24 protein-coding genes are annotated in these 26,268 nt (G+C 73.7%); 13 read left to right on the top strand and 11 right to left on the bottom strand.

The annotated features are described in order from the left end of the window. The first annotated feature begins 18 nt into the window (after window positions 1–18). Together ABEA81_RS20985 and ABEA81_RS20980 are read left to right on the top strand one after the other, a co-directional pair. The gene (locus tag ABEA81_RS20985; protein WP_345606941.1) at window positions 19–2,868 is read left to right on the top strand and encodes an AfsR/SARP family transcriptional regulator; all 2,850 of its coding nucleotides are present in this window, start codon (window positions 19–21) and stop codon (window positions 2,866–2,868) included. A gap of 97 nt (window positions 2,869–2,965) precedes the next feature. After that, complete coding sequence (locus ABEA81_RS20980) at window positions 2,966–3,499, top strand: hypothetical protein (protein WP_345606940.1); 534 nt, start codon at window positions 2,966–2,968, stop codon at window positions 3,497–3,499. 65 nt (window positions 3,500–3,564) lie between these two features. On the opposite strand, the gene ABEA81_RS20975 is transcribed toward ABEA81_RS20980, so the two are convergent. After that, window positions 3,565–4,353 (bottom strand): enoyl-CoA hydratase/isomerase family protein, encoded by a 789-nt coding sequence (locus ABEA81_RS20975; protein ID WP_345606939.1) that lies wholly within the window; start codon window positions 4,351–4,353, stop codon window positions 3,565–3,567. 79 nt (window positions 4,354–4,432) lie between these two features. On the opposite strand from ABEA81_RS20975, the gene ABEA81_RS20970 reads away from it, so the two are divergent. Genes ABEA81_RS20970 through ABEA81_RS20955 form a run of 4 tightly spaced genes read left to right on the top strand, consistent with a single transcriptional unit; the run spans window position 4,433 to window position 6,941 of the window. Then, window positions 4,433–5,518: an S-(hydroxymethyl)mycothiol dehydrogenase gene (locus tag ABEA81_RS20970; RefSeq protein WP_345606938.1), complete on the top strand. Its 1,086-nt coding sequence runs from the start codon at window positions 4,433–4,435 to the stop codon at window positions 5,516–5,518. After that, window positions 5,518–6,144, top strand: a complete 627-nt coding sequence (locus ABEA81_RS20965) for an MBL fold metallo-hydrolase (protein WP_345606937.1) — start codon at window positions 5,518–5,520, stop codon at window positions 6,142–6,144. Before ABEA81_RS20970 ends, ABEA81_RS20965 begins: the two co-directional genes overlap by 1 nt. Before the next feature lie 42 nt (window positions 6,145–6,186). Then, window positions 6,187–6,486, top strand: a complete 300-nt coding sequence (locus ABEA81_RS20960) for a type II toxin-antitoxin system Phd/YefM family antitoxin (protein ID WP_345606936.1) — start codon at window positions 6,187–6,189, stop codon at window positions 6,484–6,486. Continuing rightward, window positions 6,483–6,941 (top strand): type II toxin-antitoxin system VapC family toxin, encoded by a 459-nt coding sequence (locus tag ABEA81_RS20955; protein ID WP_345606935.1) that lies wholly within the window; start codon window positions 6,483–6,485, stop codon window positions 6,939–6,941. Before ABEA81_RS20960 ends, ABEA81_RS20955 begins: the two co-directional genes overlap by 4 nt. On the opposite strand, the gene ABEA81_RS20950 is transcribed toward ABEA81_RS20955, so the two are convergent. Then, complete coding sequence (locus tag ABEA81_RS20950) at window positions 6,848–8,020, bottom strand: MFS transporter (RefSeq protein ID WP_345606934.1); 1,173 nt, start codon at window positions 8,018–8,020, stop codon at window positions 6,848–6,850. The genes ABEA81_RS20955 and ABEA81_RS20950 overlap by 94 nt on opposite strands. 89 nt (window positions 8,021–8,109) lie before the next feature. Here ABEA81_RS20950 and ABEA81_RS20945 point away from each other — a divergent pair, with 89 nt between their 5' ends. Next, the gene (locus ABEA81_RS20945) at window positions 8,110–9,150 is read left to right on the top strand and encodes a gamma-glutamylcyclotransferase family protein (protein ID WP_345606933.1); all 1,041 of its coding nucleotides are present in this window, start codon (window positions 8,110–8,112) and stop codon (window positions 9,148–9,150) included. Here the strand turns inward: ABEA81_RS20945 and ABEA81_RS20940 are convergent. Next, window positions 9,147–10,490, bottom strand: coding sequence for an MFS transporter (locus ABEA81_RS20940; protein ID WP_345606932.1), 1,344 nt, complete (start codon window positions 10,488–10,490; stop codon window positions 9,147–9,149). The genes ABEA81_RS20945 and ABEA81_RS20940 overlap by 4 nt on opposite strands. Before the next feature lie 86 nt (window positions 10,491–10,576). Between ABEA81_RS20940 and ABEA81_RS20935 the strand changes: the two genes are divergently transcribed. Both ABEA81_RS20935 and ABEA81_RS20930 read left to right on the top strand, forming a co-directional pair. After that, window positions 10,577–11,491, top strand: coding sequence for an ABC transporter ATP-binding protein (locus ABEA81_RS20935; protein WP_345606930.1), 915 nt, complete (start codon window positions 10,577–10,579; stop codon window positions 11,489–11,491). Beyond that, the gene (locus ABEA81_RS20930) at window positions 11,488–12,678 is read left to right on the top strand and encodes an ABC transporter permease (RefSeq protein WP_345606929.1); all 1,191 of its coding nucleotides are present in this window, start codon (window positions 11,488–11,490) and stop codon (window positions 12,676–12,678) included. Before ABEA81_RS20935 ends, ABEA81_RS20930 begins: the two co-directional genes overlap by 4 nt. Window positions 12,679–12,693: 15 nt before the next feature. Here the strand turns inward: ABEA81_RS20930 and ABEA81_RS20925 are convergent, their stop codons facing one another. The 4 genes from ABEA81_RS20925 to pdxH form a co-directional block, all read right to left on the bottom strand. Continuing rightward, complete coding sequence (locus ABEA81_RS20925; RefSeq protein ID WP_345606928.1) at window positions 12,694–12,927, bottom strand: hypothetical protein; 234 nt, start codon at window positions 12,925–12,927, stop codon at window positions 12,694–12,696. Window positions 12,928–13,019: 92 nt separating this feature from the next. Further along, window positions 13,020–14,321, bottom strand: coding sequence for a citrate synthase (locus ABEA81_RS20920; protein ID WP_345606927.1), 1,302 nt, complete (start codon window positions 14,319–14,321; stop codon window positions 13,020–13,022). Window positions 14,322–14,426: 105 nt separating this feature from the next. Continuing rightward, a complete protein-coding gene (locus ABEA81_RS20915) occupies window positions 14,427–15,779 on the bottom strand; it encodes an MFS transporter (RefSeq protein ID WP_345606926.1) in 1,353 nt (450 codons plus the stop codon). A gap of 95 nt (window positions 15,780–15,874) precedes the next feature. After that, complete coding sequence (pdxH, locus tag ABEA81_RS20910; protein ID WP_345606925.1) at window positions 15,875–16,528, bottom strand: pyridoxamine 5'-phosphate oxidase; 654 nt, start codon at window positions 16,526–16,528, stop codon at window positions 15,875–15,877. 250 nt (window positions 16,529–16,778) lie between these two features. Here pdxH and ABEA81_RS20905 point away from each other — a divergent pair, with 250 nt between their 5' ends. Continuing rightward, complete coding sequence (locus tag ABEA81_RS20905; protein ID WP_345607029.1) at window positions 16,779–17,861, top strand: citrate synthase 2; 1,083 nt, start codon at window positions 16,779–16,781, stop codon at window positions 17,859–17,861. Between the two features lie 24 nt (window positions 17,862–17,885). On the opposite strand, the gene ABEA81_RS20900 is transcribed toward ABEA81_RS20905, so the two are convergent. After that, on the bottom strand, window positions 17,886–19,181 hold the full coding sequence (locus tag ABEA81_RS20900; RefSeq protein ID WP_425570621.1) for an MFS transporter: 1,296 nt from the start codon (window positions 19,179–19,181) through the stop codon (window positions 17,886–17,888). A gap of 70 nt (window positions 19,182–19,251) precedes the next feature. Here ABEA81_RS20900 and ABEA81_RS20895 point away from each other — a divergent pair, with 70 nt between their 5' ends. Then, window positions 19,252–20,214, top strand: coding sequence for a GlxA family transcriptional regulator (locus tag ABEA81_RS20895; protein WP_345606924.1), 963 nt, complete (start codon window positions 19,252–19,254; stop codon window positions 20,212–20,214). Here the strand turns inward: ABEA81_RS20895 and ABEA81_RS20890 are convergent. Beyond that, window positions 20,193–21,899, bottom strand: coding sequence for a hypothetical protein (locus ABEA81_RS20890; protein WP_345606923.1), 1,707 nt, complete (start codon window positions 21,897–21,899; stop codon window positions 20,193–20,195). The two genes, ABEA81_RS20895 and ABEA81_RS20890, sit on opposite strands and share 22 nt — an antisense overlap. 248 nt (window positions 21,900–22,147) lie before the next feature. On the opposite strand from ABEA81_RS20890, the gene serC reads away from it, so the two are divergent. After that, window positions 22,148–23,284, top strand: coding sequence for a phosphoserine transaminase (serC, locus tag ABEA81_RS20885; protein WP_345606922.1), 1,137 nt, complete (start codon window positions 22,148–22,150; stop codon window positions 23,282–23,284). Window positions 23,285–23,527: 243 nt separating this feature from the next. Continuing rightward, complete coding sequence (gene sepH, locus ABEA81_RS20880; RefSeq protein WP_345606921.1) at window positions 23,528–24,808, top strand: septation protein SepH; 1,281 nt, start codon at window positions 23,528–23,530, stop codon at window positions 24,806–24,808. Window positions 24,809–24,836: 28 nt separating this feature from the next. On the opposite strand, the gene ABEA81_RS20875 is transcribed toward sepH, so the two are convergent. Both ABEA81_RS20875 and ABEA81_RS20870 read right to left on the bottom strand, forming a co-directional pair. After that, on the bottom strand, window positions 24,837–25,391 hold the full coding sequence (locus tag ABEA81_RS20875) for a DUF2537 domain-containing protein (RefSeq protein WP_345606920.1): 555 nt from the start codon (window positions 25,389–25,391) through the stop codon (window positions 24,837–24,839). A 55-nt stretch (window positions 25,392–25,446) separates the two neighbouring features. Further along, on the bottom strand, window positions 25,447–26,259 hold the full coding sequence (locus ABEA81_RS20870) for a TrmH family RNA methyltransferase (RefSeq protein WP_345606919.1): 813 nt from the start codon (window positions 26,257–26,259) through the stop codon (window positions 25,447–25,449). Between the last annotated feature and the right edge of the window lie 9 nt (window positions 26,260–26,268).

The raw sequence follows: 26,268 nt of genomic DNA, 5'->3' as shown, positions 1-26,268 counted from the left end.
GGCGGAGGAGGACCAGACGTGAGCGTGCGGTTCAGGCTGCTCGGCCCGGTGTCTGCTCAGCACGACGGCCACCCGGTCGACCTCGGACCCGCCCGGCAGCGGCACGTGCTGGCCGCCCTGCTGCTCGACGCCAACCGGATCGTCACGGCGGGCGAGCTCACCGAGCGGGTCTGGGGCCAGGATCCGCCCCCGCGCGCCGTCCCGACGTTGCGCACCTACCTGTCCCGGCTGAGGTCGACGCTCCCCGCGGCCGGCTGCGAGATCACCCGCCGGTCCGGCGGGTACGTCCTGCAGGTCGACGACGATGCGGTGGACGTGCACCGGTTCCGCAGGCTCGCCGCCGCGGCGCACGACGCCGCCGACGACGACGCGGCGGCCACCCTGTTCGGGGACGCGCTGGGACTGTGGCGGGGGGACCCCGTCGCCGGGCTGGACTCGCCGTGGGCGGCCCGCACCAGGGAGGCGCTGCACGCCGAGAAGCTCGCCGCCGAGCTCGACTTCTACGACGTGCAGCTGCGGCGCGGAGAACACGCCTCCGTCCTCGGCGAGCTCGCCGCCCGGACCGAGGAGCACCCGCTCGACGAGCGGCTGGCCCACCAGCTGCTCCTCGCCCTGTACCGCAGCGGGCGGCAGGCCGAGGCGCTGGAGCGCTACCAACGGATCCGGCTGTGCCTCGCCGACGAGCTCGGGGCGGACCCGAGCCCCGCCCTCCAGCTGCTGCACCAGCAGATGCTCGCGGCCGCCCCCGCGCTCGACGCGCCGGGCGCGGGCCCCGCGACCTCCGTCCCGGTCCCCCGTCAGCTGCCCTCCCCACCCGCCGGGTTCGTCGGCCGCGCCGCCGAGCTCGCACTGCTCGACGACGCGCTGGATCCGCTGCACGACCCCGGACTGCCGGTGGCGATCTCGGCGGTCGGCGGGTGCGGTGGTGTCGGCAAGACGTGGCTGGCGCTGCACTGGTCGCACCGCAACGTCGAGCGCTTTCCGGACGGGCAGCTGTACGCGAACCTGCGTGGCTTCGACGAGAGCGCCGAACCGCTCGCCCCCGAGACCGTGATCCGGGGCTTCCTGGACGCACTCGGCGTGGGCACGGCCGTTCCCGCAGGCCTCGACGCCCAGGCCGCCCTGTACCGCAGCCTCGTGGCCGGCAGGCGCATGCTGGTCGTGCTCGACAACGCGCGCGACACCAACCAGGTGGTCCCGCTGCTGCCCGGCAGCCCGACGTGCACGGTCGTCGTCACGAGCCGGCAGCAGCTCACCGGCCTCGTCACGACGCACGCCGCCCGGTCCGTCCCGCTCGACGTGCTCCCCGACGCCGAGTCCCGCGACCTCCTCGCCCGGCGGCTCGGTCCCGGCAGGCTGGACCGCGAGCCGGGCGCCGCTGCCGACCTCGTGCGCGCCTGCGCGGGGCTGCCCCTCGCCCTCAGCATCGTGGCCGCGCGGGCGAGCGCCCGGCCCGCGTTCCCGATCGCCGCCGTCGCGGCGGAGCTCGCGGGCGCCGCGACCGGGCTGGACTCGTTCGACGCCGGCGACCCGCAGGCCGACCTGCGCACGGTGTTCTCCTGGTCGTACCGCGCGCTGGGTACCGGCGCCGCCCGGGTGTTCCGGCTGCTCGGCCTGCACCCGGGACCCGACATCTCCCTGCCGGCCGCGGCGAGCCTCGCCGGCCTGACCGTTCGCGAGGTCCGGCCGTTGATGGCCGAGCTGACCCGCGCGAACCTGCTCACCGAGCACCGGCCCGGGCGGTTCGTGCTCCACGACCTGCTCCGCGCGTACGCCGCCGAGCGAAGCCGTCTCGATGACACCGAGGACGAGCAGCGCCGGTCGGTGCGCCGCGCCCTCGACCACTACCTGCACACCGGCCTCGCCGCGAACATGCTGTTGAGCCCGACCAGGAAGCCGATCACCGTGGCCCCGGCCGCGCCCGGGGTCACACCCGAACACCTCGCCGACATCGCCCGGGCGATGACGTGGTTCAGCGTCGAACGCCCCGTCTACCTCGCCGCCATCCGGCAGGCACCCGAGGCCGGGTTCGACGCGCATGCGTGGCAGCTGGAGTGGGCGGTGAGCAGCTTCCTCGACCGGAACGCGCACTGGCACGACTACGCCGAGGCCTGCACCACGGCGATCGGCGCGGCGCGTCGCCTCGGCGACCTCGACGTGGAGGCGCTGATGCTCCGCGGGCTCGCCAGGGCGCGCACCCGGCTCGGCGCCTACGCCGACGCCTACTCCCACCTCGAACGCGCGCGGGAGCTGTACGCGCAGCTGAACGACCCGAACGGCCAGGCCGCCATCCACCTGGCGTTCGGCCGCCTGCTCGAGCCGCAGGGCCACCAGGCCGAGGCGCTCTCCCACGCCGAGCGGGCGCTCGAGCTCTACCGGGCGGCAGGCAACGCCCCGGGACAGGTCCACGCCCTCAACGGGATCGGCTGGTGCCACGCCCAGCTGGGCCACTACCCGGAGACGATCGACTCGGCCACGGAGGCGCTGCGGCTGGCCGAGCGGATCGAAGGCATCGAGCACGCCGGCATCTGGGACACGCTCGGCTACGCGCACGAGCGCCTCGGCCGGCACCGCGAGGCGCTCGACTGCTACGGGCAGGCACTCGCGGCGGCGCGGGAGCAGCGCGACGTCACCTTCGAGATGGAGGCGCACACCCGCCTCGGTGACCTCCACGACCTCATGGGCGACGCCGGATCCGCCCGCGAGCACTGGAGCCGGGCGCTCGAGCTGTACCGCGCCCACGATCAGCAGCGGGAGGTGGCGGAGCTCGAACGCAAGCTCCGGAAGGTCGCCCCCGGCCCGGTGATGTTGACGCGCCGTTGCGCACGCGTTGAAACCGCTGGTCCCAGCGTTCCCCCGAAGGGGTGACCCGCTTCTCCCCGACTTCGTTGATCTTTTGTCGCCCCGTGCGACAGCTGCAGCGAAGAGAGGAAGAGGGGAAATGGCGGGACACCGCTTGAAGATCGTGGGTTCTCTGGTGGTCGTGGCGGCCGCGGCGGGCGCCGTGCTGACGACGAACGTGGCGGTCGCGGCCGAGCCCGCCACCGCCGTTGCCGTGTCGGCCCGGTCGCTCGATCACCAGAAGCCGTTGCTCGAGCTCGCCACGGCGGACAGCAAGGGCAGCTTCTACACGCTCGACCCGGCCGAGGCCGACCGCGCCCAGCGCGAGCACGGGTTCACGCCGAAGTACGACTCCACCGGGATCACGATGTTCGACGAGCAGGTCGACGGGAGCATCCCGGTGTACCGGCTCCGGCAGAAGGACGCATTCCAGACGTACCTGCTCAGCGTGAGCGAGGACGAGATCGACGGGCTGGGCGACCGGTTCGTGAACGAGGGCGTCGTCGGCTACGTGTGGTCCGGCGAGCGGGACGGCGCGATGGCGCTCGTGCGCTACAGCAAGGACAGCGACTGGCGGGTCGCGCGCGAGGGCCGGCTCGACCTGAAGCTCGCCGGCTTCACGGCCGACGGGGTCATGGGGTACGTCCCGGAGGGCTGAGGACGGCGGTGGGAGCGCCGCCTCGATGACGGCGGGCGGGTGGGACCGGTTCTCGGGGTTCGGTCTCAGCCGCCCGTCGCCGGCGAGCCCCGGCGACTGGTGACGGACGCCAGGTACCCCGCGACCCAACCGTCGGCGATGTGCCGCTTCCACAGCTGGGCCACCGGCTCGTCCTCATCGGCGTAGCGGTCGGTCCGCTCCAGGGCGGGCCGGCGCAGCTGGCCCTTGGTGGTGGCGAACGTGTCGGGCGGGACGTCGCGCGCCAGCGCCGCCGCCGCGGCGAGCGCCCGGGAACCCAGTTCGGCCGCCGGGACGACCTCGTGGACGAGCCCGAGCCGCGCGGCCCGTTCCGCGGGATGGGTCTGCGCGCCCATCACGAGCTCGCGCGCGCCGCGCTCGCCCACCGCGACGCCGAGCACCTCCAGCGCGATGCGCGGGAACGGCACCCCCACCCGGAGCTCCGGCACCCCGATGCGCCCGGCGCCCTCGGCCATCAGCACGACGTCGGCGCAGGCCGCGAGCACGCACCCGCCGGCGATCGCGTGTCCGTTCACCGCCGCGACGAGCGGCTTCGGCAGCTCGAACGCCGCCCGGAACGCCTCGCACAGCGCCGGGAGGAACTTCTCCACGTACGGATCGCCGCCGGCCGTGCAGCGTTTGAGGTCGACACCTGCCGAGAAGGTGTGGTCGGATCCGGTGAGGACCACCGCCCGGGCCGGATCGGCCGCGAGAGCGCGGAACCGCTCGGCAAGCCCCTGGCACAGCCCGAGGTCCATCGCGTTCACCGGCCCGTGCGCCATCCGCAGCACGGCCACCGGCACGCCCTCGACGTCGACGTCATCGCGTTCGAGCACACGGGGAACCTACCGACACGCGCATCGCATGGCAGGCTGCGCATGAGAACGCATCCGGACAACGAGGTGAGGGATAGCCATGCCGCAGCAGGTCCGCGGGGTCGTCGCGCACAAGAAGGGCGAACCCGTCTCGGTGGAGACGGTGATCGTGCCGGACCCGGGGCCCGGCGAGGCGGTGGTGAAGGTGCAGGCCTGCGGGGTCTGCCACACCGACCTGCACTACCGCGAGGGCGGGATCAACGACGAGTTCCCGTTCCTGCTCGGGCACGAGGCGGCCGGGCTCGTCGAGTCGGTCGGCGAGGGCGTCACCGACGTGCAACCCGGTGACTTCGTGGTCCTCAACTGGCGCGCTGTCGACGGTACGTGCCGCGCCTGCCGCCGCGGCGAGCCCTGGTACTGCTTCTCCACCCACAACGCGGCGCAGAAGATGACCCTCGAATCGGGCCAGGAGCTGTCGCCCGCGCTCGGCATCGGCGCGTTCGCGGAGAAGACCCTCGTCCACGCCGGGCAGTGCACGAAGGTGAACCCCGAGGCCAAGCCGGAGGTCGCCGGGCTGCTCGGCTGCGGGGTCATGGCCGGCATCGGCGCGGCCATCAACACCGGGAAGGTGGGCCGCGGGGACTCGATCGCCGTGATCGGCTGCGGCGGCGTCGGTGACGCGGCGATCGCGGGCGCCCGGCTCGCCGGCGCGTCCACGATCATCGCGGTCGACGTGGACGACCGGAAGCTCGCGTGGGCGAAGGAGTTCGGTGCCACCCACACGATCAACTCCCGCGAGCAGGACGTCGTCGAGGGCGTGCAGGCGCTCACCGACGGCAACGGCGCGAACGTGGTGGTGGAGGCGGTCGGCCGCCCGGAGACCTACAAGCAGGCGTTCTACGCCCGCGACCTCGCAGGCACCGTCGTGCTCGTCGGCGTGCCCACCCCCGACATGACGATCGACCTGCCCCTGATCGACGTGTTCGGCCGCGGCGGGTCGCTCAAGTCGTCCTGGTACGGCGACTGCCTCCCGTCGCGCGACTTCCCGATGCTCGTGGACCTGTACCTCCAGGGCAGGCTGCCCCTGGAGAAGTTCGTCAGCGAGACGATCGGGCTCGGCGACGTCGAGTCCGCGTTCGAGAAGATGCACAAGGGCGAGGTCCTGCGGTCGGTGGTGGTCTTCTGATGCCGCCGGTCGACCATCTCGTCACATCCGGCACGTTCTCACTGGACGGCGGCACCTGGGACGTCGACAACAACGTGTGGATCGTCGGCGACGAGCGCGAGGTGCTCGTCGTCGACGCACCGCACGACGCCGACGCCATCGCGGCGGCGGTCGGAGACCGGCGCCTGGTCGCCGTGGTCTGCACGCACGGCCACGACGACCACGTGCGCAAGGCGCCGGAGCTCGCCGACCGGTTCGGCGCGCCGATCCTGCTGCACCCCGCCGAGGCGCCGCTGTGGGAGATGACCCACCCCGACCGCAAGCCCGACCGCGAACTGGCCGACGGTGACACGGTGAGCGCCGGCGGCGTCCAGCTGCGCGTGCTGCACACCCCGGGCCACTCCCCCGGTTCGTGCTCGCTGTACGCGCCCGAGCTGGGCACGGTGTTCACCGGCGACACCCTGTTCCAGGGCGGGCCCGGCGCCACGGGCCGCTCCTTCTCGTCGTTCGACACGATCATCGACTCGATCCGCGGCAGGCTGCTCGCGCTGCCCGGCGACACGGTGGTCCGCACCGGACACGGCGACTCGACGACGATCGGCGCCGAGTCGCCGCACCTGGAGGAGTGGATCGCGCGGGGCCACTGAGGGAACCGCAACTCGGTAGCACATTTGTGCTACTTTCACCTCGTGGGTGAGCCGGAGAGCATCGGCATCCGCGAGCTGCGTCAGCACGCCTCGCGCTACGTCGCCATGGCCAAGCAAGGCAAGCGCGTCCCGGTGACCGATCGGGGCGAGCTGGTGGCCTACCTCGTGCCTGCGCACGAGCCGAGCACCACCTTCCAGCGCATGGTGGCGGCGGGTCAGGTTCGGCCTGCCAAGGGCAACCTCGCGGAGACCCTCGCGTCCCTCGAGCCGCTGAAGGCCGAACCGGGCGAGAAGACGTTGTCCGAGGTGCTCCGCGAGATGCGCGACGAGGAGCGGTATTGATCTACCTGGACACCTCGGCGCTGCTCAAGCTCGTCGAGGACGACGAAGCCGAGGGGCCCGCGCTCCGCGCTCACCTCGAAGGGAAGGCCGGGGTTGGGCTCGTGTCGAGCGCCCTGCTCGCCGTCGAGGCCCGGAGGGGAGTGCTCCGGATCCGGCCGGAGGGCCTGTCGAAGGTCGATCTCATCCTCTCCGAGGTCGCGCAGGTCAGCATCTCCGATGCGGTGATCGAGTCCGCGAGCCGCCTGCCCGACCCGCTGCTGCGCTCCCTCGACGCCATCCACCTCGCCACCGCCCTGCTGATCCGCGACGACGTCGAGACCGTCCTCACCTACGACCTGCGGCTCCGGCGCGCCGCGGAGGCTCACGGCCTCCCGGTCGCGGCCCCGGGCCTGGCCCGGGCCACCACCACCCCGACCCCCAGCAACACGGCCGCCGCCCCGAACGCAGCGGAGTAGCCGAAGGGCTCGGCCACCGCGCCGAGGCCGAGGGCGCCCACGCCCGTGCCCGCGTCGTAGGCGATGTTCCAGACCGCGCTCGCCGCGCCGTAGCCGCCGCTGCCGAACGCGGCGAACAGCACCGTCAGCGAGTCGTTCTGCACCATCCCGAACCCGAAGCCGACGGCCACGGCCCCGATCACGACGAGCGCGCCGGCGCCTGCGCCGAGGGAGACGACCTCGGCCATCAACCCGGCCGCGGTGAGCAGCATCCCCGGCACCAGCAGCCTGCCACCCCAGCCTCGCCGGTCCACCAGCTCACCCGCCACCAGCCTGCCGAGGAGCGAGCCCGCCGCCGTCCCCAGCAGGGCACCCGGCACGAGCAGCCCGGCGTCCGGCACGGCGAGCGGGAGGAAGGTGATCAGCCCACCCTGCGAGATCGAGCACGTGAGCATCGCGAGCACCGGGGTGAGCGCCGAGCGCACCGGGGGCCGCGGGGGCGGGCCTGCCGTCGTCGGGACGGTCGCGCCCGACATCCGGATCCCCGGCACGAGCAGCGCGCCCAGCACCGGCCCGGCCCCCGCCACGACGAACACCGCGGTGAAGCCGAACCGGTCGACCACGGCCACCCCCGCGGCGAGCAGGACGAGCTGGGGCACCCCGACCGCGAGCCCGTAGCGGCCGGCCGCCCGGCCGTGCTGCTCACGGGGCACGAGCTCCGCCACGAGCGCGCTCCCGGCCACCGTCGCCAGCCCGAAGCCGACGCCGCGCAGCGCGGAGAGCGCGAGCACGGGCGCGAGGTCGGCCGACAGCGCCAGGAACGGCGTGGGGGCGCCGAGCAGCACCGACCCGGCCGCGAGCACCCAGCGGTGGCCGATCCGCACGAGCAACCACGGCACCGCGAGCTGGGTGGCGACCGTGGTGGCCATCAGCACCGCGGTGGTGGCACCCGACCCGAACGCGCCCGACCCCCCGCGCTCCGCCCAGAGCGGCACGACCGGCAGCAGCAGCGCGTACCCGCTGAAGCAGAGCACGGTGGCGCCGAGCATGAACCGGAACGGTGCGCCGGCGATCCCGGCGGGAGCGCTGGTCCCGACCACACCCCGAGCCTAGGTGGCAGGCGCCCGGCGGCTCACCCGCCGCGGGCACGGGTTGACGCGGATGCCGGTGGTCGGGGCATCCTGATCGGGTGCCGCCGCTCCCCGACAGCGACTTCCCCGCGGACCCGTATCCCGGCGTCGTGCCGGACACGTCCTTCGCGCACGTCGACCGCGAGTCGCACCCGCTGCACCCCGACCCGCGCCACGGATGGACGGTCGACGGCACCCCCGTCGACGCCTGGCTCGCCGACCACGGCGCGGTGCCCTGCGCGCAGCGCGTACCGCTGCTCGCCTACGGCTCCAACCGGTGCCCCAGCAAGATCACCTGGCTGCGCGAGGCGCTCGGGATGGGAGACGACCCGGTCGTCGCGCTCCGGGTCCGCACCCGCGGCGTGGCCGCCGCGTGGGCAAACGGCCTGCGCAGGCGCGACGGCCAGCGCCCCGCGGTGCTCGCCGCCGCGCCCGGCGTCACCGAGGAGCACGTGGTGTGGCTCGCGACGGCCGAGCAGATCGCGGCGCTGGACCGCTGCGAGGGCCGGGACGAGCGGTTCCGGCTGGCCCGGCTGCGCACCGGCGAGGTGCGCACGGTCGACGGCGACGTGCGGATCACGCAGCCGTGGTGCTACGTCGCCCACGGCGCGATCCGCCGCCCCCTGCACGTGGACGGCGCGCCCGTCCACTGCGCCGCGCTGCCGCAGGATGCGGCGCTCACGCTCGTCGGCGAGCCCGGCGACGACGGGCTGAGGGCAGCGACCGTCGCCGGTGCCCCGCACCCGGACGAGTGGCCGGCCGCACTCTTCGTCTACGGGCTCCTGCAGCCGGGCGGGCCCTCGTGGTCGCTGGTGGCCCCGTACTGCGCGGGCGAGCCCCGCCGCGCCGGCGTGCACGGGGCCGTCTACGACACCGGGTCCGGCTACCCGGCCCTGCGCCGCGGTGCAGGAGGCCGCGCACCCGGCTGGCTGGTGCCGGTGCGCGACCCGGCGGCCCTCCTGCCCGTCCTCGACGAGTACGAGGGCAGCGAGTACCGCCGCGAGCGGGTCGTGACCACAGGTGGCACCGTCTGCTGGGCCTACGTCTGGGCCGCCCCGTCCGACGGCCTCCGCCCGCTGCCCGCCGGCTGGCCCGCCTAGGCGGTCGCGGCCCGCGGCGCCAGCAGCGACGCCGAGGTCCCCGGCAACGGCTTGCGGGCGCTCTCCGTCACCGCGATCACCGCGGCGAGCGAGATGATGGACGCGACGACGATGTAGAACCCCGGCATCGCGTTGTTGCCGGTGCTGAGCACCAGCGTCTCGAGGACGAACGGGGCGGTGCCACCGAAGATGGACGTCGACAGGTTGTAGCCGATGGAGAAGCCGCCGTACCGGACGTCGGTGCTGAACAGCGCCGGCAGCGTGGCCGACATCGTGCCGAGCAGCAGCACCAGCAGCAGGCCGAGGATGGCCAGCCCGGCGACGGTGCCGAGCACCGTGCCCAGCGCGAGCAACACGAACGCGGGGTAGCCGAGCACGATGAACCCGACGCACGCCGTGACGATCAGCGGCTTCCGACCGACCCGGTCGGACAGCGCACCGACGGGGATGATCACGAACATGATCATCAGCATCATGCCGAGGATGTAGAGCAGCGCCGGCGTGGACTCCAGTCCGAGCGTGGTCTGCAGGTAGGTCGGCATGTAGAAGAGGATCGTGTAGACGGCCACGTTGTAGAACAGCACCAGCCCCATGCAGACGAGCACGGGCTGCCAGTGGTGCACGAGCGTGTCCCTGAGCGGCGACTCCGACACCTGCTGCTTCTCCTCGAGCTCCAGGAACGCGGGAGTGTCCTCGAGCTTGCTCCGGAGGTAGAGCCCGATGAGCCCGAGCGGACCGGCGATCAGGAACGGGATCCGCCAACCCCACGCCGCCATGGCGTCCGGCGACAGCCCGACCTCGAGGAGCATCACCATGCCCGCCGCCAGCACGAACCCGCCCGTGGTCCCGAACTCGAGGAAGCTGCAGTAGAAGCCGCGCTTCTTGTCCGGCGCGTACTCCGCGATGAAGGCGGCGGCGCCCCCGTACTCGCCGCCCGTGGCGAAGCCCTGCACCAGCCGTGCGACCACCAGCAGGATCGGCGCCAACCACCCCACCGCGCCGAACGTCGGGAGGAGCCCGATCACGAAGCTCGCCCCCGACATCACCACGATCGTGAGCGCGAGCACCCGCTTGCGGCCGATCCGGTCGCCCAGGGGGCCCAGGATCGTGCCGCCGAGCGGGCGCACCAGGTAGGCGACCGCGAAGAGGGCGAACGTGAGCGCGACGTTCCCGCCCGTGTCCCCGCCGGGGAAGAAGCTCGACGCGATGTAGATCGCCACGTAGCTGTAGATGCCGTAGTCGAACCACTCGACGAGGTTGCCCATCGCGGCGGCCCCCACCGCCTTGCGCACGGTGCGCTCGTCGACCTCGTGTGATGGGTTCTTGTCCTGCGTGGCCATCGGCCCCCCTTACGTATTGCCCGCCGAACCTATGAGCGCTCGGAAGGGGCCGCAACACGAGGCGGTAGCCCCACTAGGGTCGGGACGTGCTGGAGATCGCGCGGATCAGCAAACGGTTCGGCACGCGGCAGGCCCTCGACGACGTCTCGTTCGCGGTCGAGCCGGGCGAGGTGTTCGGGTTCGTCGGCAGCAACGGTGCCGGCAAGACCACCACCATGCGCATCGTGCTCGGCGTGCTCTCCGCCGACGCGGGAGACGTGCGCTGGAAGGGCCGCCCGGTGGACGCCGACCTGCGGCGACGCATCGGGTACATGCCGGAGGAGCGGGGTCTCTACCCGAAGATGCGCGTCGGCGACCAGCTGCGCTACCTGGCCCGGCTGCACGGCCTCGCCGGGGCGGACGCCGCAGCGGCCGTCACGCGGTGGACCGAGCGGCTCGGCGTCGGCGCCCGGCTCGGCGACGAGGTGCAGAAGCTGTCGCTCGGCAACCAGCAGCGCGTGCAGCTGTGCGCCGCGCTCGTGCACGACCCGGAGGTGCTCGTGCTCGACGAGCCGTTCTCCGGGCTCGACCCCACCGCCGTCGAGGTGATGAGCAGCGTGCTGCGCGACAAGGCGCGGACCGGGGTCCCGGTGATCTTCTCCAGCCACCAGCTCGAGCTCGTGGAGCGGCTGTGCGACCGGATCGGGATCATCTCCGGTGGACGCATGGTGGCCGTCGGCAGCGTCGCCGACCTGCGCGAACGCGGCGGCGCGGGCGCGATCCTCGAGGTCGAGGGGCCACCGGCGGGATGGGCGGGCGCGCTGCCCGGCGTCGAGGTCCTCATGGACGACGGGAGGCGCACGCGGGTGCGCCTCGCCGCCGGCACCGACGACCAGGACGTGCTGCGGGCGGCGCTCGCCGCCGGGCCGGTGCGGGAGTTCCGCCGGTGGCGCCCGCCGCTCACCGAGCTCTACCGCGACGTCGTGCAGGAGGGCCCGGCGCCCGAGGAGCCCGCGGCATGAGTGCGCCGCTGCCCGCCCGCAGCGCGATCCTGCTCGTCGCGCGCCGCGAGTTCGTCATGCAGGTCCGCTCGCGCACCTTCGTGATCGGGCTCCTGATCACACTCCTGTTCTTCGGCGGGATCTTCCTGCTGGGCGCCTACATCAGCGGCCAGGCCTCCAGCCACACGCTCGGGGTGACGCCGCAGGCCGCGGGCCTCCGGCCGATCGTCGAGCAGACCGCACACCTGCAGGGCGTCGACCTCACCGTCCGCGAGGTCGACGACGCTCCAGGCCGCCAGCAGGTGCGGGACGACGACCTCGACGCCCTGCTCACCGGCGCACCGGGCGCGTACGAGCTGGTCGGCCACGACTCCGTGGACAGCGGCCTGCAGGCGATCGTGCAGACGGCGGTGGAGCAGCAGGCCGTCACGACGGCGCTCGCAGGCGCCGGCGTCGACCCCGCCCGGGTCGCCGACTCCTCGGCGCTCACCGTCTCCGCGCTCGAACCAGCCGACAGCGACAAGGGCCAGCGGCTCGCGCTCGCCTTCGTCGGCACGCTCCTGCTGTTCTTCTCCCTCAGCGGCTACGGCAGCCTGGTGGCCACCGGCGTCGTCGAGGAGAAGCAGAGCCGGGTGGTGGAGCTGCTGCTGGCCACGATCACACCGTGGCAGCTGATGGCGGGCAAGGTCGTCGGCCTCGGCGCGGTGGGGCTGTTGCAGCTGGTGATCCTCAGCGCGGTCGCGGGCGTGGGCGCAGGCGCGGCGGGGTTGCTGGCGCTCCCGGGCGCCGCGTTCGGCATGTTCCTGATGGTCCTGCTCTGGTACCTGCTCGGCTTCTTCCTGTACGCGTCGCTCTACGCGGCCGTCGGCTCCACGGTCTCGCGCCAGGAGGAGCTGCAGTCGGTGGTGGCGCCGATGATCTTCCTGCTGCTGATCCCGTTCATCCTCACGATGAACCTGCTGCCGAGCGATCCGCGCAACGGGATCACCACCGTGCTGTCGTTCATCCCGTTCTTCTCCCAGACCGTGATGCCCGCGCGCTACGCCCTCGGCGTGGCGTCGCTGTGGGAGGTGCTGGTGGCGGCGGCGCTCGCCGCCGCCGCCATCGTCGTGGTGGTGCGGGTCGCCGGGCGCGTCTACCGGAACTCGGTGTTGCGCACCGGCGCCCGCGTCGGCCTCCGCGAGGCCTTCACCAGCACGCCGTCCTGACCCGAGGAGCCGCGGTCAGGGCGTCGGAGCGGGGCGCGGCCGCGGCGACGGACGCCGGGGCGCGCCGCCGGGCTGCGGAGCGGGCGCGGTCGCCGTACCGGTGCCCACCGGCCGGGGCGGCCAGCCGCTGTCGGCGGCCGGCCGGGCCGCCCGCTGCGACCTGACCACCCACACCGCGATCGCCAGCAACACGGCGAGCACCAGCCAGCGACCGCGACGGCCCCGGTGCCCCTCGACGTTCTCCGCCATAGACCTGACCCTTCCGCCGGATGCGCACGAAGGGTAGGCCGTTCGTCCGGGATTCGCGCCGCGCCTCGCCGCACCCGGCGAGCGCTCCTGGGTCAGCGGTTGGACATCGGCACGTACGGGCGCTCGGTGGCACCGACGTACAGCTGGCGCGGCCGGCCGATCTTGGTGCTCGGGTCGTTGATCATCTCGCGCCAGTGGGCGATCCACCCCGGCAGGCGCCCGAGCGCGAACAGGACCGTGAACATCTTCGTCGGGAAGCCCATCGCCCGGTAGATCACGCCGGTGTAGAAGTCGACGTTCGGGTAGAGCTTGCGCTCGATGAAGTAGTCATCGGCCAGCGCGCGCTCCTCGAGCGCCTTGGCGATGTCGAGCAGCTGGTCGCTGACGCCGAGCTTCTTGAGGATCTCGTCGGCGCTCTGCTTCACGATCCGGGCGCGCGGGTCGTAGTTCTTGTAGACGCGGTGCCCGAAGCCCATGAGCCGGGCGCCGTGCTCCCGCTTCTTCACCCGCTCGACGAAGGCGTCGACGTTGCCCTCCTCGACGTCGCGGATTCGCTGCAGCATCTCCAGCACCGCCTGGTTGGCGCCGCCGTGCAGCGGCCCGAACAGGGCGTTGATGCCGGCGGAGATGCTCGCGAACAGGTTGGCCTGCGACGAGCCCACCATCCGCACCGTGGACGTGGAGCAGTTCTGCTCGTGGTCGGCGTGCAGGATCAGCAGCACGTCGAGGGCACGCACGAAGTCGGGGTCGATCTCGTACGGCTCGGCCGGGAAACCGAACGTCAGCCGCAGGAAGTTCTCGACCAGCCCGAGCGAGTTGTCCGGGTAGAGGAACGGCTGGCCGATCGACTTCTTGTACGCGTACGCCGCGATCGTCGGCACCTTGGCGAGCAGCCGGACGGTGGACAGCTCCACCGCGTCCTCGTCGAACGGGTCCAGGCTGTCCTGGTAGAAGGTCGAGAGCGCGCTGACGGCGCTGGAGAGCACCGGCATCGGGTGCGCGTCCCGCGGGAAGCCCTCGAAGAACCTTTTCAGGTCCTCGTGCAGCAGCGTGTGGCGGCTGATCCTGTTGGTGAAGGCGTCCAGCTCGGCCTGCGTCGGCAGCTCGCCGTAGATCAGCAGGTAGCTGACCTCCAGGAACGTGGAGTTCTCTGCGAGCTGGTCGATCGGGTACCCGCGGTAGCGCAGGATGCCCGCGTCACCGTCGATGTAGGTGATCGCCGAGGAACATGCTGCGGTGTTGCCGTACCCGGAGTCGAGCGTGGTCAGCCCCGTCGACGGCAGCAGCTTCGAGATGTCGAACGCGGATGCACCCTCGGTCGCGGGCCGGATCGCCATCTCGTACTCGCCGCCGGGGTGGTTCAGAACAGCAGCGCTGGTGGTCTCGTCGGCCATGTGGAGGTTCCCTCACACTCATGTTTTGCGTGGTTGGGCGCAACGCTAGTGCTCCGGATCAGGGTTGCGCCCGTCCTGGCGTTGACGCGTTCATCACGGCCGGCCTCACCCGCTGTGAACAGGGCGGTAACGCCAGAACGTCGGGAAGATCACCACCACGACCACGGCGCCGATGACCACGAGGACGCCGCCCACCGACGCCGCGGTGCCCGGGCCCCACCAGTCCGCGGCCGGGCCGTGCCACAGGTCGGCGACCCGAGGACCACCGGCGACCACCACCGCGAAGACGCCCTGCATGCGGCCGCGCATCTCGTCGGTGGCCACCGTCTGCAGGATCGACATCCGGTACACGCTGCTCACCAGGTCACCGGCGCCCGCCAGCGCGAGGCAGAGCACGGCCAGCCACAGCGACCCGGCGAGGCCGAACAGCGCGACGCCGAGGCCCCACAGGCAGATCGCGATCGTGACGGCGACCCCCTGCCGCCGGACCCGGTGCAGGCTGCCGGAGAACAGCCCGGCCACGACCATCCCGAGCGGGATCGCCGCGAACAAGAGCCCGTACGCGACGCCGCCGCCCGGCGGGTCGCCGAACACGGTCTGCGCCATCTCCGGGAACACCACCCGCGGCATGCCGAACGCCATGGCCACGATGTCCATGAGGAACGACACGAGGAGCACCGCGTGCAGCGCGGCGTACCGGAAGCCGTCGGCGATCTCGCGCAGCCCCGCGCGCCTGCGCGCGCCGCCCGTCTCCGGCGGCACCGGCGGCAGCCGCCAGGTGGCCCAGAGCGTGGCGAGCAGCGCCACCGCGTCGAACAGGTAGAGCGTGGGCAGCCCGACCACCGGGATCAGGACCCCGGCCAGCAGCGGCCCCGCGATCGCACCGGTCTGGAACACGGTCATGTTGAGCGTGTTCGCGGCGGGGATCTGGTCGACGGGCAGCAACCGCGGGATCACGGCGTTCCGCGCGGGCTGGTTGACGGCGAGGAACGCCGTCTGCACCGAGAACAGCCCCAGCACCAGCCAGACCCCGCCCACGCCGCTCGCCGCGGTGACCCACAGCGCCAGCGACGACAGCGCGATCCCCGACCCGCTGAACAGCAGCAGGGTGCGCCGGTCCATGGCGTCGGCGATCGCGCCGCCCCACAGCCCGAAGACGACGAGCGGCACGAGCCCGAACAGGCCCGTGAGCCCGACGTACGCCGACGAGCCGGTGAGCTCGTAGATCTGCGCGGGCACCGCCACCACGGAGAGCTGCGCGCCGATCACCGTGACGATGCCCGCCGTCCACAGCCTGCGGTAGGCGGGCGTGCGCAGGGGACGGGTGTCGGTGAGGACGCCGCGCACCGCCCGCGCGATGCGCCGGGTGGCGGGCTCAGGGGGCGCCGTCGGTCCGGTCGGCGCGTCCGGGCCGGTGGTGATCGGCTTCGTAGGGCCATCCGGACCGGACGTTGTCATGCGACAACGACTACCACCAGAGGCCGCCGGAGCGCGCCCCCGTTCGCACGTGGAGTGCCCGGCCTCACGATCGAATCCGGCGAATCGCCCCGGGGTCAGGGGGCGAGGCGGCGGACGCGCCAGGTGCGGCTGTGGGAGTCGACCTCGAAGCGGAGCCGGTCGTGCATGCGGTTGCTGCGCCCCTGCCAGAACTCCACCTGCTCCGGCAGGATGCGCCACCCGCCCCAGTGCGGCGGGGCGGGCACGGGCTCGTCGGCGGCGAAGCGCTGGGTGGCGGTGGCCAGCGCGTCGTCGAGCACCCGGCGGTCCCGCACCTCGACCGACTGCGCGGACGCCCACGCGCCGAGCTGGGAGCCGCGGGGGCGGGTGGCCCAGTAGGCCGCGTTCTCCGCCGGGGTGACCAGCTCGACGTGGCCGCGCACGTGCACCTGCCGGTGCTGGGCGTACCAGGGAAAGGTGGCCGATGCGTACCGGGTGGCGCGCAGCTGGTGGCTCTTGGCCGACGTGTAGTTCGTGTAGAAGACGATGCCGCGCGCGTCGAGGCCCTTGCACAGCACCGTGCGCGAGCTCGGCCTGCCGTCCTCGCCGGTGGTGGCCAGCACCATCGCGTTGGGCTCTGCGACGCCATCCGTGATGGCCTCGTCGAGCCACGCCGCGAGCTGCTCGTGCCACGTTGCGGCCAGATCGCCCACGTCGAGCTCGTCCGTGCGCGCGTAGTCCACGCGCATCGTCGCCAGCTGTTCGGCCATCGACGCCCTCCCCCGGTAGCGGACCCACCACGCTAAGTGGAACGACCCCGGATCCGCACCCCCGGTGACCGATCCCACCCGGTCGCCCGTTGCACCACCCCGGATGCAGCGGCAGGGTTGCGCCAACCACGACGAGGAGGACGCGGTGACCACTGCGCCGACCGCACCCGGATCCGGCAAGGGCCCCGACCAGGGCCCCGACCAGGGTGAGGAGGCGGTACCAGCGCCTCCCCCCGGCTTCACCCCCGGGCTGGAGGGCCACGTCGCCTTCCGCACGCACATCGCGGAACCCGACAAGGACGGCGGCTCGCTGCGCTACCGCGGGGTCGACATCGAGGACCTCGTCGGCAAGGTGACCTTCGGCAACGTCTGGGCGTTGCTCGTCGACGGGCGGTTCGGACCCGGCCTGCCGCCCGCGGATCCGTTCCCGATCCCCGCGCACACCGGCGACGTCCGGGTGGACGTGCAGGCAGCGCTCGCGATGCTCGCCCCCTACTGGGGTTACCGCCCCCTGCTGGACATCAGCGACGAGGAGGCCCGCGAGCAGCTCGCCAGGGCGTCGGTGATGGCGCTGTCGTACGTGGCGCAGTCGGCGCGCGGGATCGGCGTTCCCGCGGTGCCGCAGTCGCGCATCGACGAGTGCTCCACGATCACCGAGAGGTTCATGACGCGCTGGCGGGGCGAGCCGGACCCGGCGCACATCGCGGCCGTCGACGCGTACTGGGTGTCCGCGGCCGAGCACGGGATGAACGCCTCGACCTTCACGGCGCGGGTCATCGCCTCGACCGGCGCCGACGTCGCGGCGTCCCTCTCCGGCGCGATCGGCGCCATGTCCGGCCCGCTGCACGGCGGCGCGCCGGCCAGGGTGCTGCCGATGATCGAGGAGGTCGAGCGGACCGGGGACCCCGAGGGCCTGGTGACGGGCGTCCTCGACCGCAGGGAACGCCTGATGGGCTTCGGCCACCGCGTCTACCGGGCCGAGGACCCGCGCGCACGCGTGCTGCGCCGCACGTGCCTCGAGCTGAAAGCCCCCCGCTACGAGGCCGCCGCCGCGCTCGAGAAGGCGGCCCTCTCCGAGCTGCGCTCCCGCAGGCCGGACCACCCGATCGAGACGAACGTCGAGTTCTGGGCCGCCGTGATCCTCGACTTCGCCCAGGTGCCGCCGCACATGATGCCGGCGATGTTCACGAGCGCCCGCACAGCCGGCTGGTCGGCGCACATCATGGAGCAGAAGCACGAGGCCAAGCTCGTGCGCCCGAGCGCGCAGTACATCGGCCCCGGCCCGCGCCGCCCGGAGGACGTCGAGGGCTGGGCGGACATCGCGCACGGCTGACGGCCCCGCCGCAGCGGGGTGGCCTTACTCCGGTTGAACCGCGGCAAAGCCACCTCGCTCCGGTTCGGGACGGCGCACGCGGCCGCGGACCATCAGCGAGAGCAGGCCCGCCAGGACGCAGAGCGCGCCGCCGGTGTACCAGGCCACGTCGTAGGCGCCCAGCTCGTCGCGCACGATGCCGGCACCCAGCGCCATCGCCGCAGCGCCCACCTGGTGCGAGGCGAACACCCACCCGAAGACGACGGGCGCCGCCGCGCCGAAGAGCTCACGGCACAGGGCCATCGTGGGCGGGATCGTGGCCACCCAGTCGAGGCCGTAGAACACGATGAACGCCACCATGTTGGCCTTGATGTCCGGCCCGAAGAGCGCGGGCAGCGCCAGCAGGGACAGCCCGCGCAGGACGTAGTAGACGAGCAGCAGGTAGCGCGGGTCGACCCGGTCGGTGAGCCAGCCGGACGCGATGGTGCCGGCCACGTCGAAGATCCCGACGAGGGCGAGCAGCCCGGCGGCGACCGTCTGCGGCATGCCGTGGTCGTGCGCGGCGGGCACGAAGTGCGGCTGGATCAGGCCCATCGTCGTGGCGCCGCAGATCATCATGCCGGCGGCGAGGTACCAGAAGCCCTTCGTGCGCGCGGCGTCGACGAGCGCCCGGACGGCGAGCCGGGCGGCGCCGCTGCGCACCGGGTCGACGTCGTCGGCCGGGGTGCCGCCGTAGGGCGCCACGCCGACGTCGCGGGGCCGGTCGCGCAGCAGCCACATCACGAGCGGGGCGACGGCGAGCGCCGAGAAGGCCACCGCCAGCGCCGCGGGCCGCCAGCCGTACCCCTCCGCGAGCTGGGAGACGAGCGGGAGGAACACCAGCCCGCCCGCCGCGCCCGCGGCCGTCAGCACGCCCGAGACCAGGCCGCGCCGGGCCACGAACCAGCGCCCCGTCACCGTGGCCACGAGCGCGAGTGCCATGGCGCCGGTGCCCAGCCCGACCAGCACGCCCCAGCAGAGGATCAGCTGCCAGCTCGCCGTCATGAACACGGTGAGCCCGCTGCCCGCCGCGACGACGACGAGCGCCGCCGTCACCACGCGCCGGATCCCGAAGCTCTCCATCAGCGCCGCCGCGAACGGCGCGGTGAGGCCGTAGAGCGCCATGTTGACGGCGGCCGCGAGGGAGATCGTGCTGATGGACCAGCCGAACTCCTCGTGCAGCGGGTTCATCAGCACGCCGGGCACGGCGCGGAAGCCCGCGGCCCCGACGAGGGCGAGGAAGGTCACGGCCGCCACCCACCAGGCGGGGTGGATGCGTCGCGCGGTCTCGAGCTGCGTCACGGGAGGAGCATCGCTGCCCCGGATGTCGACCGACAGTGGCCCGACGGCCAATACATGAAAGGATTCGGCCATGAGGTCTCGCCACGAGGTCGCCGTGCTCGCGCTGCCCGACGTGGTGGCCTTCGAGCTCGGTCTGCCGCACAAGCTCATCGGCACGGCCGTCGACGACGCCGAGCGGCTGCTCTACCGGGTGCGCGTCGCCACGCTGGACGGCGGCCCGGTGCGCACGTCAGCGGGTTACAGCGTGCTCCCCGAGCACGACGCGTCGATCCTGCGCACGGCCGACACCGTGATCATCCCGGGCGTCTACAGCGGGCCGGCCACGGAGCGCGGCGTGCTCGAGCCGGAGCTCGCCGCGGCCCTCGACGGCCTGAGCGCCCGGATGGTCTCGATCTGCACCGGCGCCTTCGTGCTCGCGGCGGCCGGCCTGCTCGACGGCCGGCCCGCCACCACCCACTGGATGCACGCCGACACGTTCCGGGCGCTGTTCCCGCAGGTGAAGCTGGATCCGGACGTGTTGTACGTCGACGACGGCGACGTGCTCACCTCCGCCGGCAACGCCGCAGGAATCGACCTGTTGCTGCACGTCGTCCGGCGCGACCACGGCCCGGGCGTCGCCAACCGGGTGGCCCGGCGCAGCGTCGTCGCCCCGTGGCGCGAGGGCGGGCAGTCCCAGTTCATGGAGCCGGTGCCCGACCCCGACGGCCCCGGCACGGCGCCGACCAGGGCATGGGCCCTCGACCGGCTCCACGAACCGCTCACCCTCGCCGAGCTCGCCGCGCACTCCGCCATGAGCGTCCGGACCTTCACCCGCCGCTTCCGCCAGGAGACCGGCATGAGCCCGGCCCGGTGGCTCGTCCACCAGCGCGTGTCGACCGCGCGCCGGCTGCTGGAGACCACCGACCTGCCCGTGGAACGCATCGCCGCCGAGGCCGGGTTCGGCACGACCGCGTCGCTGCGCCAGCACCTGCATGCGGCGATCGGCGTGGCGCCGCTGGCGTACCGCCGCACCTACCGCGGGGTGGCCGGGTAGCCCGCCATGCGCGCGAGGTCGAGGTCGAGCCGCTCCTTGCGGATCCGCTGGTCGACGTAGAGGAGCCCGCCGACCCCCACGCCGAACGGCACGGCGAACGTGCCCACCACGACGACGGCGATCGCGGTGCGGATCATCTCCCCGGCATCCGGCACCCCGGTGTTGATCGCACCGAACAGGCCCATGACGACGACCACGGGAATGGCCACCACGAGCCAGCTGAGCAGCAGGGTGCCGAAGGCCCGCCACCAGGCACCCCGCAGCAGCCTCGCAGACCGCCGCAGCGCCGCCATGACCCCGATCGGCTCCAGCACGTACGCCGCGGGCGCCAGCGCCCACAGCACACCCAGGTAGACGGTGGCCGCGAACGCGATCAGGAACAGGGAGACCCCCAGCGCGATCCCCGCGCCGGAGCCCGTCGCGGCGGACAGGAGCGCGAGCAGCACGGGGATCATGAGGATCACCACGACGACCAGTGAGATGTACAACATCAACCCGATCAGGCCGGGTACGCGCGGCGCGACCACCTTCCACGCGTCGCGGGCGCCGATGCGCCGCCCGAGCACGGCCTGGCTGAGCACCACGAGCAGCAGGCCCGCGAGCACGGCGCTGAGCGCGACGGAGACGACCCCGGTCCCGAACATCCCGGTCGTCGAGGCGACCGCCCCGCCGGTCCGGCCCCTGGCCAGCGCGGCCGGGTTGATCCGGGGCAGGGCGAGCTCGACGATCAGCTGGAGCCCCTGGACCACGACCATCACGGCCGCACTCGCCGCGAGCGTCACGAGCGGGTTCGCCCTGATGTAGCGGACGGCACCCCCGATCACGTCCCCCACCGCGAGCGGGCCCAGCGGCACGACGCCGGGGTGGGCCGCCGGGGTGCCGGGCCCTCCGCCGGGGGGCGGTGGTCCGTAGCCCGGCGGCGGTCCGTAGCCGTACCCGGACGGGGGGCCGTAGCCGGGCGGCCCGTAGGCCGGCGATCCGTACGCCGGGGGTACGTACGCAGTCGGCCCGTACCCGGGTTGGCCGTACGCCGGCTGCTCGTGGCCGTACCCGGACGGAGGGCCGTACCCGGGTTGGCCGTACCCGGGCTGCGGCGGCACCGGCGCGGCGACGGTCGGCTGGTCGGCGGCGCCCGCCTCCGCGGGGCTCTCCTGCGTGGGACCCGTCTCGGCCGGACCCGTCTCGGCGGCACCCGCGTCCGCGGGGTCCTCCTGCGTGGGACCCGTCTCGGCGGGAACCGCCTCGGTCGGACCGGCGGCGCCGTCGGTGTCGCCGGTCGGCGGTGCCTCGCCGTCGGCACGCGGCCCGCTCCCGGACGCCGCACCGGGAGCGGGCGGCTGGTCCACGGCGCCTCCCGCGGCCGCGTCCCGGTCCACGGACCCGTCGGCGGTGCTCGCGGCGGATCCGGTCGCCGTGGGCTCGGTCGAGGCGGGCTCGGTCCCGGCGGGCTCCGCCGCTGTGGGCTCGGTCCCGGCGGGCTCCGTCGCCGTGGGCTCGGTCCCGGCGGGCTCCGTCGCCGTGGGCTCGGACGCCGTGCCCGCGGCCCCGGCGTCCGGTGGTCCCGCGTCGGGGCGGGTCTCGCCCCGCTCGGGTTCCGGACCGGTCGGCCGGTCGCCGGCCTGCGGCTCGGGCTCCTGCCCCTCGGCCCGCTCGCCCGGGTCCGGTCGGTCCGATGCGTTCGACATCTCCACTGCCCCTTCGGAAGACGATCTACGCACCATGGTGTCAGCGAACGGCCGCACGTGTGGGGCCGAACGGAGGTCGGGCTCCCCGTCGAAGGCGCGGTGCCGTGACTTCACACACTCCGTGCCAGCTTCACACAACGCCGGCCGTGTGTGATGTCCCCATTGGGTGTGTGAAGTGCGGTTTGTTCCGGACGGCGGGACGACCCCGCACCCGTTCGGGCCTAGCCGCGGCTGCGACACTGAGGACCGTGACCGTTTCCTCGTCCACCGACCTGCAGATCCCCGCCGACCTCAAGCCCGCCGACGGACGCTTCGGCTGCGGCCCCTCCAAGGTCCGCCCGGAGCAGCTCACGGCGCTCGCCGGGGCCGGTGCGGCGATCATGGGCACGTCACACCGCCAGAAGCCGGTGAAGTCGCTGGTCGGGCGGGTGCGCAGCGGGCTGCGGGAGCTGTTCTCGCTGCCCGAGGGCTACGAGGTCGTGCTCGGGAACGGCGGGTCCACGGCGTTCTGGGACGCCGCTGCGTTCGGGCTGGTGCGCGAGCGCGCGCTGCACCTCGCGTACGGCGAGTTCTCGTCCAAGTTCGCCGACTCCACCCGGGGCGCCCCGTTCCTCGCCGACCCGCTGGTGGTGGAGGCCGAGCCGGGCAGCGCGCCCGAGCCCACCGCCGACCCGTCGTGCGACGTGCTGGCGTGGGCGCACAACGAGACGTCCACCGGCGTGTCGGTGCCGGTCGTGCGCCCCGAGGGCGCCACGTCCGAGCAGCTCGTCCTGATCGACGCCACGTCCGGCGCCGCCGGACTGCCGGTGGACGTGAGCCAGGCCGACGCGTACTACTTCGCCCCGCAGAAGGGCTTCGCGTCCGACGGTGGCCTCTGGGCCGCGCTGATGAGCCCCGCCGCGCTGGAGCGCGTGGGCGAACTGGCCGCCACCGATCGCTGGATCCCGCCGTTCCTCTCGCTCGCCACGGCGGTCGACAACTCGGTGAAGGACCAGACCTACAACACGCCCGCCCTCGCCACGCTCTTCCTCATGGCGGAGCAGATCGACTGGATGCTCGGGCTCGGCGGCCTCGACGCGTGCGTCGCGCGCACGGCCGACTCGTCGGGGCGGCTCTACGCGTGGGCGGAGAAGTCGGAGTTCGCCACCCCGTTCGTGAGCGATCCGGCCCACCGGTCCCAGGTGGTCGGCACGATCGACTTCGTCGACGCCGTCGACGCCGCGGCCGTTGCGAAGGTGCTGCGTGCGAACGGCATCGTCGACACCGAGCCGTACCGCAAGCTGGGCCGCAACCAGCTTCGCATCGGGATGTTCCCGGCCGTGGAGCCCGCCGACGTCACCGCGCTCACGGCCTGCATCGACTGGGTCGTCGAGCGGCTGTCCTGAGAATGTGTCCGAGAAGCGCGGAGCGGGCCGCCCAGGGCAGTCGGGCCTGCTGGATCACCGGCGTCTGCGGCCCACATGCGGGCTTCTCGCACATATTCTGATCACCGCTGTGAGCGCTCCGTAGTCACACCAGTAACATGCGTCCCAGCTCGACCCTGGTGTCGTCGGCGCGCCTCCGACGCAGGGTGCGATCCGGCAACTAACGTCACCCGGACGGGGAGAACGAGAGCGGGAGGGCCGCTGATGCGGGCGCTGCGGGTCGTCGGGATCACCGAGGGTGGCGGTGAGTTCTCCGTCGTCCTCGAGGACCCGGTCCGACGCGAGCGCTTCACCGTGCCTGCGGACGAGCAGCTGCGTGCCGCTGCGAGGGGGGATCTCACCCGGCTCGGACAGATCTCGATCGAGTTGGAGAGCCAGTTGCGTCCACGTGAGATCCAGGCCCGGATCCGTGCCGGGGCGTCCGTGGAGCAGGTCGCCGCCGCGGCCGGCGTGCCCCTGCAGAAGATCGAGCGGTTCGCCTACCCCGTGCTGCTCGAACGCTCCCGCACCGCCGAGGTCGCGCAGCGGGCCCACCCCATGCGCGCCGACGGGCCCGACACCCGCACCCTCGGCGACGTGGTCGCCCACACCTTCGGCCTGCGCGGCCAGGAGTACGCCGACGCCGAGTGGGACTCGTGGAAGGGCGAGGACGGCAAGTGGGTGGTCGCCCTGTCCTGGCACGCGGGCCGCTCGGACAACCGCGCCCATTGGACGTTCCAGCCCGGCGCGCACGGCGGCACGGTCACCGCGGTCGACGAGCACGCCAGCGACCTGATCGAGGGTCTGCCCGCGCGGCCGCTGCGCACCGTCGGGCCGGTCATCGACATCGCCCGATCCGAGGACCCCGCGCCCGCCCCCGGCCCGGAGGAGGAGCTGCGGGCCGTCGCGTCCGACACCGTCCGCGGTTCGCGGATGGACCCGCCGCCCACCGCCGAGGCCCGCACGGCCGAGCGGAGCCCCGCCCGCACCGCCCCGGAGCCCCGCCGGCCGGTGGCACCCGCCCAGCGCCAGCCCCCGGCCGAGCCGCCGCGTGCCGAGCCGACCCGCCCCGAGCCCACGCGCCCGGAACCCGCCCGCCCCGAACCCGCGGCCGATGACCGCCCGGACCGGTCCGTGCAGAACGACGAGCCCGCAGGCGGCGCGCGTGCGCCGGAGCGCACCGGCAGCGCCAAGCCCGCCAAGCCGGACGTCGCGGACGCCCAACCGGCCAAGGGCGGCACCACGCGCGAACCCGCCGGTCGCCCCGAGCGCCGCCGTCCGGAGCCGCCCCGCACCGAGAAGGCGCCGAGCAGCACGGCGGCCACCGCTCCCGCGCCCACCACCCCCGCGGCGAGCACCGAACCCGCCCCCGCCGAGCCCCCGGCCCGCGACGAGCCTGCCGCTGCCGCGGCCCCGCAGCCCGCCGCGAGCAAGCGCACCAAGAAGGGCAAGCCGGTGATGCCGTCCTGGGACGAGGTGTTGCTCGGGGTGCGCGGCCAGCGCTGAGGCGCACCGCTGCCCGTAGCACTCGGCGTCAGCCGAGCAGCCCGAGCAGGAGCACCACCCACGCGGCCGCGAGGCCGGCCGCGGCGCCGAGCGCGGGCCAGCGCCAGAACGGCGTGCGCCGCAACAGGTGCAGCGAGGGCGCGAGCCCCAGGGCGACGAGGGTGTTCGCCGGCACCCAGAGCAGGCCGAACGCCTCGGCGAACGCGCGGCTGAGCGCCACGTCGCCGACCGCGACGACAACGGCCGTGAACGCGGACACGGCGAGGCCGGTGGCCCACGGCGTGGGCTCCGCATCGTCGGGCATGTGCGGGATCGGACCCGTGTTCGGAGCGGGAACGGCCACGACCCGGCCGGACACCGGATCGGTGTAGGTGACGGTGCGGCCGAGCGTGTCGGCGACGCGGACGGCGAGCTGGCGGCCCCTGCGCTGGAGCATGTCGCGCTCCGTCGGCCCGCCCGACCCGGAGACGGTGACGGCGAACGCCGCCCACTCGCGCAGCGCGTCCTCGAGGTCGACCGGCAGCGGCGGGTCGCCCGGCCTGCGCTCGCCGAGCAGTACCCGTCCCCCCGAGCCGAGCCGCACCTCGCCAGCCTAGGTCGCCTGCGCACCCGCAGCAGCGCGAGAACGGACCAATCGGTCACGGCCGACCGGCCGCTCCCAGTGCGTGGAACGCAACGGCCGCCGCCGTCGCCACGTTCAGCGAGTCGACGCCGGGCGCCATGGGGATGCGGACGCGCAGGTCCGCGGCGGCCAGTGCGTCCGCGGTGAGCCCGGGCCCCTCGGCGCCGAGCAGCACGGCGATGCGCTGGTCCGGCGCCACCGTGGAGAGAGGCCGGGCGTCGGCGGCGGGTGTGAGGGCGGCGACCCGCAGGCCCGCTGCCCGCAGGACCTCGAGCGAGGAAGGCCACGGGCCCGGCAGCTCGGCGAACGGGACGCGCAGCACGTGGCCCATAGAGACGCGGACGCTGCGCCGGTAGAGCGGGTCGGAGCAGCGCGGGCCGAGCAGCACGGCATCGACGCCGAGCGCGGCGGCGTTGCGGAAGAGCGCTCCGAGGTTCTCGTGGTCGTTCACACCCTCCAGCACCGCGACGAGCCGGGCGTGCCGCAGGAGCGCGGTGACGTCCGGTGGCACGGCCCGGTCGGCCACCGCGAGTACGCCCCGGTTGAGGTGGAAGCCCACGACGGCGGCCATCGTCTCGGCGTCCGCCGCGTAGGCGGGCACGGGGAGCCCGGCGAGGTCGTCGGCCAGCTCGTCGAACCGGCGGGGCACCCCGAGCAGCGACCGCACCGGGTACGGAGAGTCGATCATGCGGCGGACCACGACGACCCCTTCCGCGATCACGAGGCCGCGACCGCCCGGCCGGTCGGGACGGCGGTCGGCGGTGGTGAGGTCGCGGAAGTCGTCCACCCGGGGATCGGCCGGGTCGTCGACGCGAGTGATGGTCGCCACGACCGGTCA

Source organism: Pseudonocardia adelaidensis (assembly GCF_039543345.1).
Lineage (GTDB): Bacteria > Actinomycetota > Actinomycetes > Mycobacteriales > Pseudonocardiaceae > Pseudonocardia > Pseudonocardia adelaidensis.
This window is presented reverse-complemented; position numbering and strand designations above follow the sequence as displayed.

Bases quoted from the DNA above. Each gene is read 5' to 3' on its own strand.
- ABEA81_RS20970 (WP_345606938.1), top strand. From the start codon at position 4,433: ATGCCGCAGCAGGTCCGCGGGGTCGTCGCGCACAAGAAGGGCGAACCC.
- ABEA81_RS20965 (WP_345606937.1), top strand. From the start codon at position 5,518: ATGCCGCCGGTCGACCATCTCGTCACATCCGGCACGTTCTCACTGGAC.
- ABEA81_RS20940 (WP_345606932.1), bottom strand. From the start codon at position 10,490: ATGGCCACGCAGGACAAGAACCCATCACACGAGGTCGACGAGCGCACC.
- ABEA81_RS20930 (WP_345606929.1), top strand. From the start codon at position 11,488: ATGAGTGCGCCGCTGCCCGCCCGCAGCGCGATCCTGCTCGTCGCGCGC.
- ABEA81_RS20925 (WP_345606928.1), bottom strand. From the start codon at position 12,927: ATGGCGGAGAACGTCGAGGGGCACCGGGGCCGTCGCGGTCGCTGGCTG.
- ABEA81_RS20920 (WP_345606927.1), bottom strand. From the start codon at position 14,321: ATGGCCGACGAGACCACCAGCGCTGCTGTTCTGAACCACCCCGGCGGC.
- ABEA81_RS20915 (WP_345606926.1), bottom strand. From the start codon at position 15,779: ATGACAACGTCCGGTCCGGATGGCCCTACGAAGCCGATCACCACCGGC.
- pdxH (WP_345606925.1), bottom strand. From the start codon at position 16,528: ATGGCCGAACAGCTGGCGACGATGCGCGTGGACTACGCGCGCACGGAC.
- ABEA81_RS20895 (WP_345606924.1), top strand. From the start codon at position 19,252: ATGAGGTCTCGCCACGAGGTCGCCGTGCTCGCGCTGCCCGACGTGGTG.
- ABEA81_RS20890 (WP_345606923.1), bottom strand. From the start codon at position 21,899: ATGTCGAACGCATCGGACCGACCGGACCCGGGCGAGCGGGCCGAGGGG.
- sepH (WP_345606921.1), top strand. From the start codon at position 23,528: ATGCGGGCGCTGCGGGTCGTCGGGATCACCGAGGGTGGCGGTGAGTTC.